Origin of the sequence: Duganella guangzhouensis, assembly GCF_009674535.1 — a bacterium.
Classification (GTDB): Bacteria; Pseudomonadota; Gammaproteobacteria; order Burkholderiales; family Burkholderiaceae_D; genus Rugamonas; species Rugamonas guangzhouensis.
The window spans coordinates 529,025-547,470 of the sequence record NZ_WKJK01000002.1; the positions used below are offsets into that span (position 1 = coordinate 529,025).

17 protein-coding genes are annotated in these 18,446 nt (G+C 62.3%); 11 read left to right on the forward strand and 6 right to left on the reverse strand.

Features of this window, described 5'->3' with window-relative positions; translation table 11 throughout:
* Window positions 1-11: 11 nt before the first annotated feature.
* The 3 genes from eno to pyrG form a co-directional block, all read right to left on the reverse strand.
* Complete coding sequence (gene eno / locus GJ699_RS05595; protein ID WP_154373897.1) at window positions 12-1,295, reverse strand: phosphopyruvate hydratase; 1,284 nt, start codon at window positions 1,293-1,295, stop codon at window positions 12-14.
* A 124-nt stretch (window positions 1,296-1,419) separates the two neighbouring features.
* A complete protein-coding gene (gene kdsA, locus GJ699_RS05600; RefSeq protein WP_154373899.1) occupies window positions 1,420-2,274 on the reverse strand; it encodes a 3-deoxy-8-phosphooctulonate synthase in 855 nt (284 codons plus the stop codon).
* Entirely contained in the window at window positions 2,271-3,938 is a 1,668-nt protein-coding gene (pyrG, locus tag GJ699_RS05605; protein WP_154373901.1) for a CTP synthase, read from the reverse strand. Before pyrG ends, kdsA begins: the two co-directional genes overlap by 4 nt.
* Before the next feature lie 144 nt (window positions 3,939-4,082).
* Between pyrG and GJ699_RS05610 the strand changes: the two genes are divergently transcribed.
* Together GJ699_RS05610 and GJ699_RS05615 are read left to right on the forward strand one after the other, a co-directional pair.
* Window positions 4,083-4,502 (forward strand): PRC-barrel domain-containing protein, encoded by a 420-nt coding sequence (locus GJ699_RS05610; protein ID WP_154373903.1) that lies wholly within the window; start codon window positions 4,083-4,085, stop codon window positions 4,500-4,502.
* Window positions 4,502-4,678, forward strand: a complete 177-nt coding sequence (locus GJ699_RS05615) for a hypothetical protein (RefSeq protein ID WP_154373905.1) — start codon at window positions 4,502-4,504, stop codon at window positions 4,676-4,678. The genes GJ699_RS05610 and GJ699_RS05615 overlap by 1 nt, the downstream gene beginning before the upstream one ends.
* Here the strand turns inward: GJ699_RS05615 and GJ699_RS05620 are convergent, their stop codons facing one another.
* The 3 genes from GJ699_RS05620 to GJ699_RS05630 are packed head-to-tail and all read right to left on the reverse strand — an operon-like array spanning window position 4,679 to window position 8,445.
* The gene (locus GJ699_RS05620) at window positions 4,679-7,846 is read right to left on the reverse strand and encodes an error-prone DNA polymerase (protein ID WP_154373907.1); all 3,168 of its coding nucleotides are present in this window, start codon (window positions 7,844-7,846) and stop codon (window positions 4,679-4,681) included. It abuts the gene before it with no gap.
* Between the two features lie 32 nt (window positions 7,847-7,878).
* Complete coding sequence (locus tag GJ699_RS05625; protein WP_154373909.1) at window positions 7,879-8,229, reverse strand: HVO_A0114 family putative DNA-binding protein; 351 nt, start codon at window positions 8,227-8,229, stop codon at window positions 7,879-7,881.
* Between the two features lie 3 nt (window positions 8,230-8,232).
* On the reverse strand, window positions 8,233-8,445 hold the full coding sequence (locus GJ699_RS05630) for a hypothetical protein (protein ID WP_154373911.1): 213 nt from the start codon (window positions 8,443-8,445) through the stop codon (window positions 8,233-8,235).
* 77 nt (window positions 8,446-8,522) lie between these two features.
* Between GJ699_RS05630 and GJ699_RS05635 the strand changes: the two genes are divergently transcribed.
* The 9 genes from GJ699_RS05635 (at window position 8,523) to GJ699_RS05675 (ending at window position 18,445) form a co-directional block, all read left to right on the forward strand.
* Window positions 8,523-9,299: a PhzF family phenazine biosynthesis protein gene (locus GJ699_RS05635; RefSeq protein WP_154373913.1), complete on the forward strand. Its 777-nt coding sequence runs from the start codon at window positions 8,523-8,525 to the stop codon at window positions 9,297-9,299.
* Window positions 9,300-9,424: 125 nt separating this feature from the next.
* Window positions 9,425-11,806, forward strand: a complete 2,382-nt coding sequence (locus tag GJ699_RS05640; protein ID WP_154373915.1) for a TonB-dependent receptor plug domain-containing protein — start codon at window positions 9,425-9,427, stop codon at window positions 11,804-11,806.
* A gap of 66 nt (window positions 11,807-11,872) precedes the next feature.
* The gene (locus tag GJ699_RS05645) at window positions 11,873-12,175 is read left to right on the forward strand and encodes a hypothetical protein (RefSeq protein WP_154373916.1); all 303 of its coding nucleotides are present in this window, start codon (window positions 11,873-11,875) and stop codon (window positions 12,173-12,175) included.
* An 84-nt stretch (window positions 12,176-12,259) separates the two neighbouring features.
* Window positions 12,260-12,727 carry a DUF2844 domain-containing protein gene (locus GJ699_RS05650; RefSeq protein WP_154373918.1) on the forward strand — a complete coding sequence of 156 codons (468 nt, stop codon included), beginning with the start codon at window positions 12,260-12,262 and terminating at the stop codon, window positions 12,725-12,727.
* 12 nt (window positions 12,728-12,739) lie between these two features.
* Window positions 12,740-14,452 carry a DUF3443 domain-containing protein gene (locus GJ699_RS05655; RefSeq protein ID WP_154373920.1) on the forward strand — a complete coding sequence of 571 codons (1,713 nt, stop codon included), beginning with the start codon at window positions 12,740-12,742 and terminating at the stop codon, window positions 14,450-14,452.
* Between the two features lie 67 nt (window positions 14,453-14,519).
* Window positions 14,520-16,625 carry a bifunctional 2',3'-cyclic-nucleotide 2'-phosphodiesterase/3'-nucleotidase gene (locus GJ699_RS05660; protein ID WP_154373922.1) on the forward strand — a complete coding sequence of 702 codons (2,106 nt, stop codon included), beginning with the start codon at window positions 14,520-14,522 and terminating at the stop codon, window positions 16,623-16,625.
* Window position 16,626: 1 nt separating this feature from the next.
* Window positions 16,627-17,349 (forward strand): tetratricopeptide repeat protein, encoded by a 723-nt coding sequence (locus GJ699_RS05665; RefSeq protein ID WP_154373924.1) that lies wholly within the window; start codon window positions 16,627-16,629, stop codon window positions 17,347-17,349.
* A gap of 40 nt (window positions 17,350-17,389) precedes the next feature.
* A complete protein-coding gene (locus GJ699_RS05670; protein WP_154373926.1) occupies window positions 17,390-17,869 on the forward strand; it encodes a cytochrome P460 family protein in 480 nt (159 codons plus the stop codon).
* Window positions 17,870-17,953: 84 nt separating this feature from the next.
* Complete coding sequence (locus GJ699_RS05675; RefSeq protein ID WP_154373928.1) at window positions 17,954-18,445, forward strand: hemerythrin domain-containing protein; 492 nt, start codon at window positions 17,954-17,956, stop codon at window positions 18,443-18,445.
* The last annotated feature ends 1 nt before the right edge of the window (window position 18,446 follow it).

Genomic DNA, 18,446 nt, shown 5'->3' on the forward strand with positions numbered 1-18,446 from the left:
CGCTTGCTTAATTACTTCAGATTATAGAACGCGTCGCGGCCTGGGTAGGAAGCGATGTCGCCCAGATCTTCTTCGATACGCAGCAGCTGGTTGTACTTGGCCATGCGGTCCGAACGCGACATCGAGCCGGTTTTGATCTGCAGGGCGTTGGTGCCAACCGCGATGTCCGCGATGGTCGAATCTTCGGTTTCGCCCGAACGGTGCGAAATCACGGCGGTGTAACCGGCGCGCTTGGCCATTTCGATGGCGGCGAAGGTCTCGGTCAGGGTGCCGATCTGGTTGATCTTGATCAGGATCGAGTTGGCGATGCCTTTCTGGATGCCTTCTTTCAGGATCTTGGTGTTGGTGACGTACAGGTCGTCGCCCACCAGCTGGACTTTCTGGCCCAGTTCCTTGGTCAGGATGGCCCAGCCTTCCCAGTCGCCTTCGTGCATCGCGTCTTCGATCGAGATGATCGGGTACTTGTCGCACCACGACGCCAGCAGATTGGTGAACTCGGTCGAGGTCAGTTTCAGGCCTTCACCGTCCAGCTCGTACTTGCCGTCTTTGTAGAACTCGGAAGCGGCGCAATCCAGGCCGATGGCGATCTGGGTGCCTGGCTCGTAGCCGGCTTCTTCGATCGCCTGGATGATCAGCTTGATCGCTTCTTCGTGATTGGCCAGCGATGGCGCGAAACCGCCTTCATCGCCGACGGCGGTGTTCAGACCCTTCTTGTGCAGGATCTTTTTCAGGGTGTGGAACACTTCCGCGCCATAACGCACGGCTTCCTTGAACGACGGTGCGCCCACTGGAATGATCATGAATTCCTGGATGTCCAGGTTGTTGTCGGCGTGCGCGCCGCCGTTGATCACGTTCATCATCGGCACTGGCAGTTGCATCGCGCCCGAACCGCCGAAGTAGCGGTACAGTGGCAGGCCGGCTTCTTCAGCGGCGGCCTTGGCGACGGCCATCGACACCGCCAGCATGGCGTTGGCGCCCAGGCGTGCCTTGTTTTCGGTGCCGTCCAGATCGATCAGAGTGCGGTCCAGGAACGCTTGCTCATTGGCGTCCAGGCCCATGATGGCTTCCGAGATTTCGGTGTTGATGTTTTCGCAGGCTTTCAGCACGCCCTTGCCGAAGTAGCGTTTCGGATCGCCGTCACGCAGTTCGATCGCTTCACGCGAGCCGGTCGAGGCGCCCGACGGTACCGCCGCGCGGCCCATCACACCGGATTCCAGCAGCACGTCGCATTCGACGGTAGGATTGCCGCGCGAGTCGATTACTTCACGGCCGATGATGTCAACAATAGCACTCATGTCATTCTCCAAAGTTAGGCAAAGCGGCGTCGCCACGCGTTCTGATGCGCGTTGCGGACAAAATAACGGGAATTGTACCCGGTACGGACAAGCTTGCTAAATTTTCCATACCGGGCAGGCTGCTTTAGTTGAAGCTGTTCTCCAGGAAGCCAGCTTTTTTGGTGACGCGGTCCAGCTCGATCAGAACGGACAGCAGATCCTTCATGCGGCCCAGCGGTACGGCGTTGGGGCCGTCCGACAGTGCCTCTGCGGGATTGGGATGGGTTTCCATGAACAGGCCGTCGACGCCGACCGCCACCGCCGCGCGCGACAGCACCGGCACCATCTCGCGCATGCCGCCCGAGGAAGTACCGTTACCGCCCGGCAGTTGCACCGAGTGGGTCGCATCGAACACCACTGGTGCGCCGGTTTCGCGCAGGATGGACAGCGAGCGCATGTCGGACACCAGGTTGTTGTAGCCGAACGAGGCGCCGCGTTCGCAGGCCATGAAGTTGTCTTCCAGCAGACCGGCTTCCTTGGCGGCGGCACGGGCTTTGTCGATCACGTTCTTCATATCGTGCGGGGCCAGGAACTGGCCCTTCTTGATATTGACCGGCAGGCCGGACTGCGCGCAGGCGATGATGAAATCGGTCTGACGGCACAGGAAGGCCGGGGTTTGCAGCACATCGACGACTTTCGAAGCGACTTCGATGTCTTCGATGCTGTGCACGTCGGTCAGCACCGGCACTTGCAGCTCGCTTTTCACGGCGGCCAGGATCTCCAGACCCTGCTCGCGGCCTGGACCGCGGTAGGATTTGCCGGACGAACGGTTGGCCTTGTCGAACGATGCCTTGAAGATGAACGGGATGCCCAGTTCGGTGGTGATCTCTTTCAGCGTGCCGGCGGTGTCGAAGGCCATCTGGCGCGATTCCACCACGCAGTTACCCGAGATCAGGAAGAACGGTTTATCCAGGCCAACGTCGAATCCGCACAGTTTCATGCTGCCTCTCCTTGCAGTTCACCGGCGCCCGCCGCCTTGTGGGCCAGCGCCGCCTTGATGTAGGACGTGAACAGCGGGTGGCCGTCACGCGGGGTCGATTTGAATTCAGGGTGGTACTGCACGCCCATATACCATGGGTGCGCATTGTCGCCGCTGCGTGGCAGTTCCATGATTTCGCACAGGTCTTCGGTCGGGGTACGCGCCGCCACCACCAGGCCAGCCGCTTCCACGCGTGGCAGGTAGTGGTTGTTGGCTTCGTAGCGGTGACGGTGACGCTCGGTCACCACCGCGCCGTAGATTTCCGATGCCAGCGTGCCCGGCTTGATGGCGCAGGTTTGCGCGCCCAGACGCATGGTGCCGCCCAGGTCGGAGTTCTCGTCGCGCTTTTCAACCTTGCCGTCCTGGCCTTGCCATTCGTCGATCAGAGCGACCACTGGCTGTGGCGTGCCCAGATCGAACTCGGTCGAGTTGGCGTCGGTCAGACCGGCTTTGTGGCGCGCGTATTCGATCAGCGCCACTTGCATGCCGAGGCAGATGCCGAGGTAAGGAATCTTGTTTTCACGGGCGAACTGGGCGGCCAGGATCTTGCCTTCCACGCCGCGCTTGCCGAAGCCGCCCGGCACCAGGATGGCGTCGTACTTGGCCAGGTTGGCGCAGCCGGTGGTTTCGATCTCTTCCGAGTCGATGTACTCGATGTTGACCTTGGATTCGGTGTGGATGCCGGCGTGACGCAGCGCTTCGGTCAGCGATTTGTACGACTCGGTCAGTTCGACGTATTTGCCGACCATGCCGATCGAAACTTCCTGCTTCGGATGCTCTTGCGTGTAGATCAGCTTGGTCCAGACCGACAGATCGGCCGGCGCCGGGTTCAGGTCCAGCGCCTCGCAGATGATGGTGTCCAGGCCTTGGTCGTGCAGCATTTGCGGCACTTTGTAGATGGTGTCGACGTCCCACACCGAAATCACGGCCTGCTCTTCGATGTTGGAGAACAGCGAGATCTTGGCGCGTTCGTCATCCGGAATGCGGCGGTCGGCGCGGCACAGCAGCGCGTTCGGCGAGATGCCGATTTCGCGCAGCTTCTGTACCGAGTGCTGGGTCGGCTTGGTTTTCAGTTCGCCGGCGGAGGCGATGTACGGCACCAGGGTCAGGTGCACGAAAGCGGTGTTCTTGCGGCCGGCGCGCAGGCTCAGCTGACGCGCCGCTTCCAGGAACGGCAGCGATTCGATATCGCCCACGGTGCCGCCGATTTCGCACAGCGCCACATCGTAGCCTTCCGCGCCACGACGGATGTAGTCCTGGATTTCATTGGTGATGTGCGGGATCACCTGCACGGTTTTGCCCAGGTACTCGCCACGGCGTTCCTTGCGGATCACCGAATCGTAGATCTGGCCGGTGGTGAAGTTGTTCACCTTTTTCATGCGGGTGCTGATGAAGCGCTCGTAGTGACCGAGATCGAGGTCGGTCTCGGCGCCGTCATCGGTGACGAACACTTCGCCGTGTTGCATTGGAGACATCGTGCCCGGATCGACGTTGATGTACGGATCCAGCTTGAGCATGGTGACTTTGAGGCCGCGCGATTCGAGGATCGCAGCGAGGGAAGCAGCGGCGATCCCTTTACCCAGGGAAGACACGACGCCGCCAGTGACGAAGACAAATTTGGTCATTGCGGAAGGTGCCGAACGGCACATGCGGGAAATTGAAATTATAGCCTAAAACGGCTGATTCTTCATCTTTCCTGTGCATCAGCGTACAGACCTCGCTTGCATAAAAGAACAAAATGATAACTCATTAATGAAAGGAGATTCGTCATGAGCTACGAAGATCGTGATCAATATGGCATGTATGTCGACAACGGTCATAAAGGCCCGGGCCCCGAGCTGATGGGGGCCGACACGCTGATTGGCGACCATGTCCACAACATCAAAAACGAGCACCTGGGCGAGATCAAGGAAATCATGCTCGACATGCGCACCGGCAAAATCGCCTACGCGGTGATGGCCTCCGGCGGCGTGCTGACCATCGGCGAAAAACTGTTCGCCGTGCCGTGGGAAGCGCTGACGCTGGACACCGTCAACAAGCGCTTCACGCTCAACCTCGACAAGGAGCGCATCGAGGCCGCGCCCGGCTTCGACAAGGATGACTGGCCGGACATGGCCAACCAAACCTGGGCCAGCCAGGTGCATAGCTACTACGGCACCGGCGGCAGCGTCGGCACCGGAGCAAGATAATGCTGGCCGCCATCCTCGTACTGATCGGCGTAGCCGGTCTGGCGGCCCATTGGCTGTACCGACACTTCCTGCGCCGCACGCCGCGGCTGCAGGATGGCATGCCCGTCATGCTCAGCAGTTGGGCAGATGGGCACGAATCGACGGTGGCGGTACATTTGCGACGTCGCAGTCGCTGATTAGCAGAAGTCGCGGCTGACGGTCGGCAGCCGTCCCAGCAAGTGGGACATGTCGACCAGTCGATGGGCCACCAGGTGACGCACCATGCCCTGCTGCTGCCACACGCCATACACCCCCAGCAGCGGCGCGCTCAGCACCTCGCGCCGCTGCTGCTCCAGCAAGGCCGGCCAGATGATGACGTTGACGCTGCCGGTTTCATCCTCCAAAGTCATGAAGATCACGCCCTTGGCGGTGCCGGGACGCTGCCGCACCGTGACCATGCCGCAGGCGCGCGCCACCATGTTGTTGGTGTAGGTGTTGAGCGTGGCGGCCGGCATGAAGCGGTGCTTCATCAACGTGGCGCGCAGCAGCGCCAGCGGGTGGCGGCGCAGCGTCAGGCCGTGCGAGCGGTAATCGCCGAGGATGTCTTCGCCTTCGCTGGGCGCATCCAGCGCTGGTGTCTCCTCGTCCGGCATGGTGGGGCGCAGCAGATCCTTGTCCGGCACCGCGCCGACCGCGTCCCACAGCGCGGCGCGGCGGTGGCCGGACAGGCCGCGCAGCGCGTCGCCGCCGGCCAGCACGTGCAGGTCGTGGCGATTCAGATCGGCGCGGCGGGCCAGATCGGCCACGCTGGCGAACGGCCGCTGCGCGCGCGCCTGTTCGATGCGCTCGGCGGCCTCGGCGCCCATGCCCTTCAACATGTTCAGCCCCAGCCGCACCGCCGGCTGACCGCGCCGGCCGGCTGGTTCTTCCAGCGACGATTCCCAGCCACTGATGGTGACATCAATCTCGCGCACCACAACCTCATGCCGCCTGGCGTCCTGCACCAGTTGCGACGGACTGTAGAAGCCCATCGGCTGACTGTTCAGCAGCGCGCACAAAAAGGCCGCCGGCTCGTGGTACTTGATCCACGAGCTGGCATAGCTGAGCAGCGCAAAGCTGGCCGAGTGCGACTCGGGGAAACCGTATTCGCCGAAGCCCTGAATCTGCTTGCAGATCGCTTCCGCAAACTCGTCCTCATAGCCGCGCTCCTTCATGCCATTCTTGATGTCTTGCTCGTATTTTCCGATCCCGCCCTTGCGCTTCCAGGCCGCCATGGCACGCCGCAATTCATCCGCCTTGCCTTCGCTGAAGCCGGCCGCGAGCATAGCGATCTGCATCACCTGTTCCTGAAAGATCGGCACGCCCAGCGTGCGCTCCAGCGCGACTTCCAGACCTTTCGGGCAGTTCACCGTCTGCAGCCCCATGCGCCGCTGCAGATATGGATGCACCATGCCGCCCTGTATCGGTCCTGGCCGCACGATCGCCACCTCCACCACCAGATCGTAAAACCTCCTCGGCCGCAGGCGTGGCAGCATGCTCATCTGAGCACGCGATTCGATCTGGAACACGCCGATGGTGTCCGCCTCGCAGATCATGTCGTAAGTGGCGCAATCTTCGGCCGGGATGTCCTGCAGGGCGAACGGCTGACCGCGCTGCGCGCTCAACAGATCGAGTGCGCGCCGCAGCGCCGACAGCATGCCCAGCGCCAGCACATCCACCTTCATCAGGCCCAGCTCTTCGAGATCGTCCTTGTCCCACTGGATCACGTAGCGATCTTCCATGGTGGCGGCCTCGACCGGCACCAGCCGCGTCAACTTCTCGTGCGAGATGACGAAGCCGCCCGGATGCTGGGACAAATGACGCGGATAGCCCAACAGCGCAAAGGCCAGCGCCGCCCATTGCTGAGCAATGAGCGACTCCGGATCGAGTCCGCACTCGGCCAACCGCCCCAGCAAATCATGCTTGCTGTCGAACCAGCGCTGCGATTTACAGACCTTCTCAATAATCGCCAAGTCCACCCCTACCGCTTTACCGCTATCGCGCAAGGCGCTCTTGGGCCGATAGCTGATGACCACTGCCGCCAGCGCGGCACGGTCACGGCCATACTTCTGGTAGATGTACTGGATCACTTCTTCGCGCCGCTGGTGCTCGAAGTCCACATCGATATCGGGCGGCTCGTTACGCTCGCGGGAGATAAAACGTCCCATCAGCAAATTACCGCGATCCGGATCGACCGCCGTCACGCCCAGGCAATAGCACACCGCCGAGTTGGCGGCCGAGCCCCGGCCCTGACAAAGAATGCCTTGCGCGCGGGCGTAGGCGACGATGTCGTACACCGTCAGGAAATAGGCTTCGTATTTCAGCTCCGCGATCAGTGTCAGCTCCATCTCTACCTGATCGCGTACCTTTTGCGAAGCGCCTTGCGGCCAGCGGCGCGCCATCCCCGCCTCAACTTCCTGCCGCAGATAGCTGGCCGGCGTGTGACTAGGCGGGATCAGCTCATGCGGGTATTCGTAGCGCAGTTCTTGCAGGTTGAACGTGCACAGCTCCGCAATGCGTGTCGTTTCGATCAGCACGGCACGGGGATAGATGTTGGCCAGGCGTACCTTTGATCGCAAATGCTGCTCGGCGTTCTGCGCCAGTGCGTAACCACACTCGCCCACCGGCTTGCCGACGCTGATGGCGGTCATCGTATCCTGCAAGGGCTTGCGCGAACGCACATGCATGCAAACGTGTCCCACCGCCACCACCGCCATCTGATGCTGCGACGCCACCTCGGCAATGCTGAGCCGGTGCGCCTCGTCGAAGGCGCGTTGCAGCAGGTTCAGCCCCATCCAGGCGCGGCCGGGGAAAGTCGCTTCCATCCACGCCGCCTGCACGTGCAGCCGGTCGACGTCGGCCGCCGTGTGCGAGGGATAGTGCGGCAGCAAAATCAGCAGACAATCCGGCAAGCCTTTGAGATGCGCAAACTGCTGCGGCGGCGCCGCCAGGTCGTCCAGCGTCAGCAAATAACTGCCCTTGGCCACGCGATTGCGGCCGATCGTGATCAACTCGCACAGATTGCCGTAGCCATTCCGGTTGGTGGCCAGCGCGACCAACGACAGCGCCGGACTGCCATCCGGATGCTTCAGTTGAAAATAACTGCCGATAATCAGCGGCAGCGCCAGCTCCTTGGCTGCGGCGTGAGCACGCACTACGCCCGCCAGCGAGCACTCATCGGTAATCGCCAGCGCCGCATAGTCCAGCTGCACGGCGCGCGCCACCAACTCCTCCGCCCGGGACGCCCCCTGCAGAAAGGAAAAATTGGATAAACAGAACAGCTCGGCATAGGCCGGCAGTCCCAAGGTGGGCAATAGCGTGCTCATACGAATACTGTGTTTTTATACAGTATTCTAACTCAAGGTGCGACGATGTGAAATTCCACCGCTTTGACCACCGGACGAATGCGATTCCGCTCGCGCTTCAACTCAACAATGCCGTATTTGGACATTCCCCGTAAAATGCGGGCCAGTTCGGCCGGCTCCTGGCCGGTAGTCTCGGCCAAGGCCGAAATGGAGCAGGGCTGGCTTTCCGAAATAATCCGCAGCAAAGCACGGTTGTCATCGCTCAGCACTTCTGCAAGAGACTGCATCGACGCAAACCATATTTTGGGTTCGTTCGGCTCAAGTTTGACCGCGCCACGAACGATGGCAGCAATTCGTTCGCGTATCCGCTCCGGCGACATAACGCCAATAACAATTGGCTTCATCCTTCACACTCCTCCCAGTCTCCGGTATACGTCCGCAAAGCCAAGTATGCGCCCTCCAGATGGATCATGTAGCGTCAATGAATAACGTATGCCGTGCGGCACGGCTTTCGAAATATCGACTAGCTTCGCTTCCATCTTGATCCAGTAACCATCCCCCTGCTCCAGAATTGAGCCATCGAAAGCAAGCAAAATATCCACTGCGGAATCTTGCGGCATGGATTTGCCATATCATCTGTTCGCATCGGCAAATCGTGGCAAGATTTAAGTACTTCTTTTTTGATTTGGAACAGTAAATGCGCGTCGTACACGAACTCCTCTGCTTCGGCACTGCGGCGGGTGGCGGCAACGCCGCTCTCGTCATTCAGCAAGACCAGTCCAGCGCCGAGCAGCGCCAGCGATTCGCGCGTGAGCAAGGCCGCCCGGCCTGCGTGTTCATCGACGCGGCGGAAGATGGCGCTATCGTGCTGGATTATTTTTATCCGCATACGCGTAGCCCGCTGTGCCTGCACGCGACGCTGGCGGCGGCGCGGGTTTTGATGTCGCAGCAGCGGCCGGAGCTGACGGTGCGCACCGCCATGCGCGACCAGCCGCTGCGCCTGCTGCTGAAGGATGGCGAGGTGTTTATCGCGCTGTCGCCGCAGGCCGTGCCCGCAGTGGTGATCGCGCCGGAACTGCCGGGGCAGTTGCTGGCGGCGCCCGGCATCGCGCTGGCGTCGGCCCCGACCATCGCCTCGGTCGGCAGCCCCAAGCTGCTGCTGGAGGTGGCCGACAGCGCCACCCTGCTGGCGCTCACGCCCGACCTGGCGCGGATTGCCGACTGGGGCCGGCAGCATGGCGTCAGCGGTGTCTACGCCTGGTGTCGGCGGTCGGATGGCGCGCTGGCTGGCCGCAACTTCAATCACCTCGATCCGGCCGCTGAAGATGGCGCCACCGGCGTCGCCGCCGGCGCCCTCGCGGTCCATCTGCAAGCCGATGTAGTGTTACACCAGAGCAATTGCCTGCTGCGCGCCGTGCACGGCGACGAAACTATTTTAATAAGTGGAAAAACCGAGCTGCGTAGTGCTACGTAAGGGGATCACAGAGGTGGCGCGCGCATACAACACAAAATAATGTTCAAACGGAAAATTGCTACATTTTCACCTGTCTATATGAGTTATTTGAATAGAATCGATCCCACATTCCACGGGAGAGATTCATGTTCAAAACAAAAAAACTCAATAAAGCTGTCCTGCTCGCCCTGTACGGCACCGGCGCGCTGACCATCGCGTCGGACGTCTACGCTCAGTCCGACATGCAATCGGTCAGCATCGTCGGCTCGCGCCGCGCCACCAGTTCCGCCACCGACACTGTGGTGCCGGTGGACGTGATTCCGCTGTCCAAGGCCGGCGAACAAGGCGGCCAGTTCGATCTGGCGCAAACGCTGACCTATATTTCCCCCTCGTTCAACTCGACCCGCCAGACCGGCTCCGACGGCGCCGATCTGGTCGATTCGGCCGCGCTGCGCGGCCTCGGCTCCGACCAGACCCTGGTGCTGGTGAACGGCAAGCGCCGCCACACCACCGCGCTGGTCAACCTGTTCGGCGCGCGCAACCGCGGCAACACCGGCACCGACATGAACGCCATCCCGATGCTGGCGATCAAGGACGTGCAGATACTGCGCGATGGCGCCGCCGCCCAGTACGGCTCGGACGCGATTGCCGGCGTGATGGACATCGGCCTGAAAAAATCCAAGGGCTGCGAAGCGGTCACCGGCTACAGCCAGTACAGCAAGGGCGACGGCAAGAATTACCTGGCCTCGGCCTACTGCGGCTTTGAGATCGGCAACGGCGGCGTGCTGGGCGTGACCGGCGAATACCTGGACCGTGGCCGCTCCAACCGCGCCGACGCCGGCAGCCTGCGCACCATCGGCGACTCCAAGACCGAAAACCAGACCATCTACCTGAACGGCGAACTGCCGACCGTCGGCACTGGCCGCCTGTACTTCACGGCCGGCGCGCAAAGCCGCGACGCCTCGTCCGGCGCCTGGGCGCGTGGCGGTGTCGGCAGCGACGATATCCCGTCGCGCAACTCGGCCGCCATGTACCCGAACGGCTTCGTGCCCTTCATCAACGCCCAGATCGACGACCGCTACGCCATCCTCGGCCACCGCAACCAGCTGGGCGAGTGGAATATGGACTTGTCGCAGACCTACGGCTACAACAAGATGATCTACGACATCAGCAACACGCTGAATGCGTCGATCGCCAACCAGGATCTGCTGAACGGCGGCAAGGGCGTCAGCGCCAGCCACTTCAACGCCGGCGGCTTTGCCTTCGAGCAGCTGACCACCAACCTCGATTTCAACCGCTACTTCGACGGCGTGTTCGGCGCCGGCGGCCTGAACGTGGCGTTCGGCGGCGAATACCGTCACGAGAATTACAAGATCTACGCCGGTGAAGCCGGTTCCTATATCGACGCCGATGGCGTGGGTATCGGCGGCAATGCCGGCAGCCAGGGCTTCCCCGGCTTCCAGCCAGCCGACCAGGTCAACGCCAATCGCCACAGCATCGCCGCCTACATCGATCTGGAAGCCGACCTGACGCCGACCATCAAGGCCCAGACCGCCTTACGCTACGAGAAGTACAGCGACTTCGGCTCCACCACCACCGGCAAGCTGGCCGGCAGCTGGCGCGTGGCGCCGACGGTGCTGCTGCGCGGTTCGGCCTCGACCGGCTTCCGCGCGCCATCGCTGCAGCAGATGTATTTCTCGTCCACCTTCACCGACTTCATCGGCGGCGTGCCGACCGACGTGGTGCTGGCGCCGAACAACAGCGCGGTTACCAACCTGGCCGGTATTCCCAAACTGAAAGAAGAGAAATCCACCAGCTTCACGCTGGGCGCGACCTGGACCCCGACCCAGGCCGTCTCCGTCACCGCCGACCTGTACCAGATCAAGATCAAGGACCGCATCGTGCTGTCCGGCCGCTTTGACGACAGCAACTACCCGGACCTGGCCGCCAAGCTGGCGACATTGGGCGTGGGCCAGGCGCAATTCTTCGTCAACTCGGTGGACACCAAAACCCAGGGCCTGGACCTGACCGCTTCGCACAAGACCAGCTTTGGCGCCGACAAGCTGACCACCTTCCTGGCGATGAACGTCAGCAAGACCGAAGTGACCGGCATCCATGCGCCGGCCTCGCTGAAGGGTTACGAGGACGTGCTGCTGTCGGAGAAAGAGCGTTTGTACATCGAACAGGGCGCGCCGCGCTCCAAGGCCACGCTGGGCTTCGACTACACCCACAGCGCGTGGGAAACCGACTTGAAAATTATTCACTTCGGTCCGCAGACGCTGGGCACCTACAGCGGAACCGCCGCCGGTGTGCCGAACCAGCACTACGAGTCAAAGACCTCGGCTGACCTGAGCTTTACGTACACCATCAACAAGAACATGAAGTTCACCTTTGGCGGGAACAACATTTTCAACGTCAAGCCTACCGTGCAGAATCCGGATGAAACGGACAACGGATTCAAATACGAGTCGGTACAATTTGGCTTGAATGGCGCTTCCTACTTCGGACGCCTGTATGTGAAGTTCTAAGCAACACGCCGCCTGCGCTTTGATTCACGTCAAGCGCAGGCGGTGATAGCGGCGTACTGTACACCGATGGAAGCCAGAGTCGAAAAGCTCGAAGACTTCGCCACGGAAACCAGAGACAGACTGGTGAAGATAGAGTCACGCCTGGAACAGACCGCCGCCAACGTGAGTGCCTTACAAGTTGAAATGCACAAAGGCTTTGCCGAGATCATTAAATGGATGGTCGGCATCGCCATAGCGCTGGGCGCCACAGGAATTACGGTCATCACCTTTGTATTAAACAATGCAACCCCGAAGGCGCCGGCACAGCCGCCGATCGTCATCTATACATCGGCGCAACCACCGGTCGCCGCGCCCGCGCCCAAACCGTAACGATTGCTTACATCTCGCTAACTTAACTCAACGCGGGATGGATCTACACTGCCCTTGTCTTAATTTCCGGCAATGGAGTGTTCTATGCGCCGCGCATTCACCCTGATGATCTTCCTGTCCCTGCTGCAAGGCGCATTAGCCTGGGCGGCGCTGGGCAGCACCCCGTCGGAATTCAGCGACACCAAACAAACCAAACTCACCGCGCGCAGTCTGGCGGCCGCCGCCAGCAGCGACAGCACCTCTGTCTACACCGTCAGCCAGTCGACGCTGGACAGCGGCACCATCGTGCGCGAATACGTCGACGCCAGCGGCGTGGTGTTTGCCGTCAGCTGGAGCGGCCCCACCCTGCCCGACCTGCGCACCCTGCTTGGCGACAAATTTACCGTCATGACCAGCACCGCTGAAAAACGCCCCAAAGCCGGCCACTCGCAGCTGGCGGTCGAACAATCGGACGTGGTCATCGTCTCCAACGGCCATATGCGCGCGTTTGCCGGCCACGCCTGGATCCCCAGCGCGCTGCCGGTCGGCTTTGACACCACCACCATCGAATAACAGGATGCCCGCATGAAATATCTCCACCTGGCCGGCGCCCTGCTGTGCCTGGCATTGGCAGCGTGCGGCGGCGGTAGCGGCTCATCGTCGAGCAGCGGCAGTACCGCCAGCATGGAATCGGCCAGCAGCGCCACGCCGGTGATCAGCATCAGCGCCTCGCCCACCGCCACCACCACCGGCCAGGTCATCACGCTGACCTGGAGCGTCAGCAATTACAGCGGCAGCAGCTGCACCGCCTCCGGCGCCTGGACTGGCAGCGTAGCCACCAGCGGCTCGCAAAACGTCACCGCCGGCGATGCCGGCACAGCCAATTACACCCTGACCTGCGGCAGCGTCAGCAACACCGCCGTGGTCACCGTCAGCACGCCGCCACCGACGCCGACCGTGACGCTGAGCCTGTCGTCGGCCAGCATCACCACCGCCCAGACCACCACGCTGAGCTGGTCCTCGGCCAACGCCACCAGTTGCACCGCCAGCGGCGACTGGAGCGGCAGCAAGGATACCTCCGGTTCAGTCACCGTCACGCCGACTGCGGCCGGCGATTTCACCTACAGCCTGTCGTGCACCGGCGATGGCGGCACCGCCAGTGGCAGCGCCGCGCTCAGCGTCACCAGCGCGCTCAGCAACAGCGTCACAGTCACCGTCGACAGCGGCCCGAGCGGCGTCAGCGGCGTCATCAACGTGCCCTATGTCAGCGTGACCGTGTGCGTGCCCGGCACCACCACCTGCCAGACCATCGACCACGTGCTGCTAGATACCGGCTCCTACGGCCTGCGCCTACTGGCCAGCCAGCTCAGCTCGACGCTGGCCCTGCCCGCCGTGACCACCGCCAGCGGCGCGGCGGCCGGCGAATGCGGCAAATTCGTCAGCGGCTACACCTGGGGCGCGGTGCGCCAGGCCGACGTCAAGATGGCCGATGAAGTCGCGTCCAGCATCTCGATTCAGGTGATCGGCGACACCGGCAGCGCCTACAGCAGCACGCCATCCACCTGCAGCAGCGCCGGCAGCAACATCGGCACCCTGTCGGCGATCGGCGCCAAGGGCATCCTTGGCGTCGGCATGTTCACCCAGGATTGCGGCAGCAGCTGCGCCAGCAGCGCCGTCAGCGGCACCTACTATGCGTGCGCCAGCGGCAGCTGCACGGCCAGCGCGATGCCGCTGGCCAAGCAGATCAGCAACCCGGTCAGCTCGTTCAGCACCAACAACAACGGCGTGATGATTTCGATACCGGCCGTGGGCACGGCCGGCCTGACCTCGGTCAGTGGCACGCTGTATTTCGGCGTCAACACCCAGAACAACAACACCATCAGCAGCGAGACCATCTACAAGGCCAACAGCAGCGGCGATTTCAGTACCACCTACAAGGGCAAGACCTACACCGCCAGCTTCATCGACAGCGGCTCCAACGGCTACTTCTTCACCGACAGCACGATTCAGAAATGCTCGGGAGGCGACTTCTACTGCCCGGCCTCGACGCTGTCGCTGAGCGCCACCAACGCCGCCTCGGACGGCAGCGCCTCGGGCACGGTCAGCTTCAACGTGGTCAACCTGGTGGCGCTGGCCTCGACCATCAACGCGGCCCAGGTCGGCGGCACGGTCGGCAGCTCGTCTTCGTCCAGCAGTTATTTCGACTGGGGGCTGCCATTCTTCTACGGCCGCAAGGTGTTTGTGGTGATGGAAGACACTACCGTGGCCAGCAAGGCGGGGCCTTTCTGGGCGTATTGATCCATGTCATAGTGTTGTCACGATAAGTATATAAAGTTGCAATCTTGAATTTTTCTTCGAGGTTGCGATGAAACTCCATTTGCTGATACCAGCCGCCCTGACCGCGGCCGGTCTCGCCGCATGCGGCGCCGATAATGCGCCCACCACCGCCACGCCGGCGATCCCGGAAGGCACCACCGTCACCCTGGCGCTGTTGGAAACCACCGACATCCACGCCAACGTGATGAGCTACAACTACTACTCGCTGGCCGAGGACACCAGCCTGGGCCTGGAACGCACCGCCACGCTGGTCAAAGCCGCGCGCGCCGAGAATCCCAACAATGTGCTGCTGGACGACGGCGACACCATCCAGGGCACGCTGCTGGGCGACCTGCAAGCCGTCACCAAGCCAATCGCCTGCAGCGAAACGCTGGCCGTGCACAAGGTGATGAACGCACTGCAATTTGACGGCGGCGGCTTCGGCAACCACGAATTCAACTACGGCCTGCCGTTCCTGAGCCAGGTCACCAACACCGACTTCGGCATTCCCGGCGTGAGCAAGCCCAGCGGCACCTGCGGCGCGCCGACCTTCCCGCTGGTGCTGAGCAACGTCACCGGCGTGTCCAGCGGCAAGCCGATCGTGCAGCCGTACACGCTGCTGCCGAAAACCTTCTCGGCGCTGAAGCCGGACGGCAGCAAGCTGGACGTGAAAATCAATATCGGCATCATGAGCTTTGTGCCGCCACAAATCCTGGAATGGGATCAAAAGAACCTGGCTGGAAAGGTTGCCATCACCGGCGTACAAGAGGCGGCCAAGCAATACGTGCCCGAGCTGCGCAGCAAGGGCGCCGACCTGGTGGTGGCGCTGTCGCACGGCGGCCTGGACCCGAGCACCTACAGCCCGAAAATGGAAAACGGCTCCTACCACCTGACCAGCACCGGCATTGACGCACTGCTGATCGGCCACTCGCACCTGATCTTCCCGAAAGGCAAAGAGACCGGCGCGGCCGCGCTGGACGCCTCGTTTGCCGCCTTCCCGAGCAGCGCCAACATCGACGCCATCAACGGCTTCGTCAACGGCGTGCCGACCGTGATGGCGCAGAGCTGGGGCCGTCGCCTCGGCATCATCAAACTGACGCTGGCCTACACCAGCGGCAAATGGGTGGTCCAGACCGGCAAGACCACGGTCGAATCGCGCGGCTTCAAGTACACCGACGGCACCACCAACATCGCCGCCGACAGCAGCATCGCGCCGCTGGTCGCCACCGAACATGCCGCCACCATCGCCTACGCCAAGCAGCCGCTGGGCGTAACCACCGATTTCGAGATGTCGTCCTACTTCGCGCTGGTCGGCGACGTCAGCGCGATCCAGCTGGTGAACCAGGCGCAACTGGCGTATGTGAAGAACTTCATCGCCACCAGCACCGACGCCACCATCGCCAGCTACAAGAGCATTCCGGTGATCTCGTGCAGCGCGCCGTTCAAGGCCGGCCGCAACGGCCCGACCGACTTCACCGATGTGGCGCCGGGCGCCAGCACGGCGGCGCCGATCGGCCTGCAGGTGCGCAATCCGGGCGATCTCTATCTGTACTCCAACAACAACCTGCAGGCGGTGAAAATCAAGGGTAGCGACCTGAAGAACTGGCTGGAAGCCTCGGCCAAACAGTTCGGCCAGATCGATCCGACCAAGACCAGCGAGCAGGATCTGGTGCCGTCCTACAGCACCATCTACAACTACGACGTGTTCTATGCCGAGAACAACGCGCTGACCTACCAGATCGACGTCACCAAGGCGGCCGGCAGCCGCATCGTCAACCTGATGTACAACGGCAAGGCGGTAGCGGACACGGACGACTTCATCGTCGCCACCAACGACTACCGTGCCGGTGGCGGTGGCGCGGTGCCGGGCATTGACGGCAGCAAGACCATCATCAAATCGCCGGACGCCAACCAGGCCGTGGTCAGCAGCTACCTGAGCGCGCAGGGCACAGCCACCGGCAAGGTCACGCTGGCCAGCAATGGCAGCGCGCGCAGCTGGAGCTTCGTCAAAACCACCACCGCCGGTCCGGTGATCCTGCGTTCGGCGCCGGGCCATCTGGCACTGGCGCAGGCCAGCGGCATCACGGCGGTGGCGTCCGAAGGCAGCCTGGACGCCAGCGGTTTCGGCAAATACAGCATCGACCTGAGCAAATAACATGCGTCCGCATCATTACCCGGGCGCCGCCCTGATTGCCGTGCTGACCTCGGTCTTCCTGTTCGGTTGCCAGATCCAGCGTGAAGCGCCAACCACGGCGCAGATCGAAGTGATCGGCATGAAAGCCAAGCAGGAAGCCGACGCCCATGCCGAGCGCAAGCTGATGGCGTGGGCGGCGCAAAGCCTGCCGGTGGCGCAGCGCGAGCTGGCCCTGCTCTACCAAAGCCGGCCCAAGCAACGCGCCGACGCCTTCAAGCTGTTCGAACAGGCGGCGCGCGGCGGCGACAGCGAAGCCGCGTTCCAGCTGGGCGAAATGCTGCGCGCCGGCGCGCCCGGCGTACCGGGTCTGCCGGCCGCCGCCGCGCCGTGGTATGCCCAGGCGGCCCAGCAGCAGCACGCCAAGGCGGCGCTGGCGTTGGGCCTGCTGTACAAAAACGGCAATGGCGTCGCGCGCGACGAGCCGCAGGCCACGCACTGGCTGACCGTGGCCAGCGATCTGGGCAATGCGCATGCGATGTTCCTGCTGTCCAACGACTACCGCGAGCAAGACCCGGTCAAGGCGCGTGCGCTGCTGGAAGAGGCGGCCGAGCACGAATATCCGCCCGCGCTACAGGAACTGGCACTGCAACTACAACAAGGCAACTCCCAACAGGACAGGCAGCGCGCAGGTCATCTGATGCTGGAAGCCAGCGAACACCGGCGCAATAATTGGAACCGGTTCTGAGCGATCACGGTCTCGGGGCCGTCATCGTTCAGGAGAATTCATGAAAGCACTGCTTACCGCCCTGTTGCTGGGCGCCGCCGGGCTGGCCCAGGCCGCGCCCAAGCCCGCCTCGCCGATTTACGGCGTCACGCTGCCGGACGGCTATCGCCAATGGCAATTCATCGCCCCGGCGCATGAAACGCCGCCGCTGGACGAATTGCGGGTGGTGGTCGGCAATCCGATCGCCATGGCCGCCATCGAAAAGAACCAACTGCCGTTCCCGGACGGCACGGTACTGGTCAAGCTGGCGTGGAAGCACGTGCAGTCGAGCGAATCGCCGCCGGCCTATGTGCCGGGCAAGGCCACCACGGTGCAAGTGATGGTCAAGGACTCGAAGAAATACGCTGCCACCGGCGGCTGGGGCTTTGGCCGCTTCATCAATGGCCAGCCGGCCGACGAGGCCCAGCACCAGACTTGCTGGGGCTGTCATCAGGCATTGGTCAAAAACCACGACTTCGTGTTCACCCGGTTGGCCCCCTAGCGTGGTCCGGCGCACAGACCGGCGTAGTAGCGGCTCCTAGACTGGCTTGGCAGTCCCATTCGCCAAGCCAGTCCAGGAGCCACCATGAGAACCACTTCGCAAACGCCAGGCAAAGTCACCAAGCCCATCCCCACCGAAACCGAGCCGCAGGACGCCATCGCCCTGTTGATCGACGATCATGAACACGTCAAAGCGCTGTTCGAGCAATATGAAGAACTGGGCGACCGCGCCCACGTCAGCAAGCACAAGCTCGCGCTGCAGATCTGCGACGAGCTGACCAAGCACACCACGGTCGAAGAAGAAATCTTCTATCCCGCCGTGCGCCAGGCCATCAAGGATGACGACATGATGGACGAAGCCGTGGTCGAACACGCCTCGGCCAAAGACCTGATCGCCCAGATCCAGAGCATGGAACCAACCGAAGACCTGTTCGACGCCAAGGTCAAAGTCCTGTCCGAAATGATCGACCACCACGTCGAGGAAGAAGAAAGCGACATGTTCCCCAAAGTCCGCAAAACCAAGCTGGACCTGGAACAACTGGGCGCCGCCATGGCCGCCCGCAAAGAAACCCTGTAAC

Bases quoted from the DNA above. Each gene is read 5' to 3' on its own strand.
- eno (WP_154373897.1), bottom strand. From the start codon at position 1,295: ATGAGTGCTATTGTTGACATCATCGGCCGTGAAGTAATCGACTCGCGC.
- kdsA (WP_154373899.1), bottom strand. From the start codon at position 2,274: ATGAAACTGTGCGGATTCGACGTTGGCCTGGATAAACCGTTCTTCCTG.
- pyrG (WP_154373901.1), bottom strand. From the start codon at position 3,938: ATGACCAAATTTGTCTTCGTCACTGGCGGCGTCGTGTCTTCCCTGGGT.
- GJ699_RS05610 (WP_154373903.1), top strand. From the start codon at position 4,083: ATGAGCTACGAAGATCGTGATCAATATGGCATGTATGTCGACAACGGT.
- GJ699_RS05615 (WP_154373905.1), top strand. From the start codon at position 4,502: ATGCTGGCCGCCATCCTCGTACTGATCGGCGTAGCCGGTCTGGCGGCC.
- GJ699_RS05620 (WP_154373907.1), bottom strand. From the start codon at position 7,846: ATGAGCACGCTATTGCCCACCTTGGGACTGCCGGCCTATGCCGAGCTG.
- GJ699_RS05625 (WP_154373909.1), bottom strand. From the start codon at position 8,229: ATGAAGCCAATTGTTATTGGCGTTATGTCGCCGGAGCGGATACGCGAA.
- GJ699_RS05630 (WP_154373911.1), bottom strand. From the start codon at position 8,445: ATGCCGCAAGATTCCGCAGTGGATATTTTGCTTGCTTTCGATGGCTCA.
- GJ699_RS05635 (WP_154373913.1), top strand. From the start codon at position 8,523: ATGCGCGTCGTACACGAACTCCTCTGCTTCGGCACTGCGGCGGGTGGC.
- GJ699_RS05640 (WP_154373915.1), top strand. From the start codon at position 9,425: ATGTTCAAAACAAAAAAACTCAATAAAGCTGTCCTGCTCGCCCTGTAC.
- GJ699_RS05645 (WP_154373916.1), top strand. From the start codon at position 11,873: ATGGAAGCCAGAGTCGAAAAGCTCGAAGACTTCGCCACGGAAACCAGA.
- GJ699_RS05650 (WP_154373918.1), top strand. From the start codon at position 12,260: ATGCGCCGCGCATTCACCCTGATGATCTTCCTGTCCCTGCTGCAAGGC.
- GJ699_RS05655 (WP_154373920.1), top strand. From the start codon at position 12,740: ATGAAATATCTCCACCTGGCCGGCGCCCTGCTGTGCCTGGCATTGGCA.
- GJ699_RS05660 (WP_154373922.1), top strand. From the start codon at position 14,520: ATGAAACTCCATTTGCTGATACCAGCCGCCCTGACCGCGGCCGGTCTC.
- GJ699_RS05665 (WP_154373924.1), top strand. From the start codon at position 16,627: ATGCGTCCGCATCATTACCCGGGCGCCGCCCTGATTGCCGTGCTGACC.
- GJ699_RS05670 (WP_154373926.1), top strand. From the start codon at position 17,390: ATGAAAGCACTGCTTACCGCCCTGTTGCTGGGCGCCGCCGGGCTGGCC.
- GJ699_RS05675 (WP_154373928.1), top strand. From the start codon at position 17,954: ATGAGAACCACTTCGCAAACGCCAGGCAAAGTCACCAAGCCCATCCCC.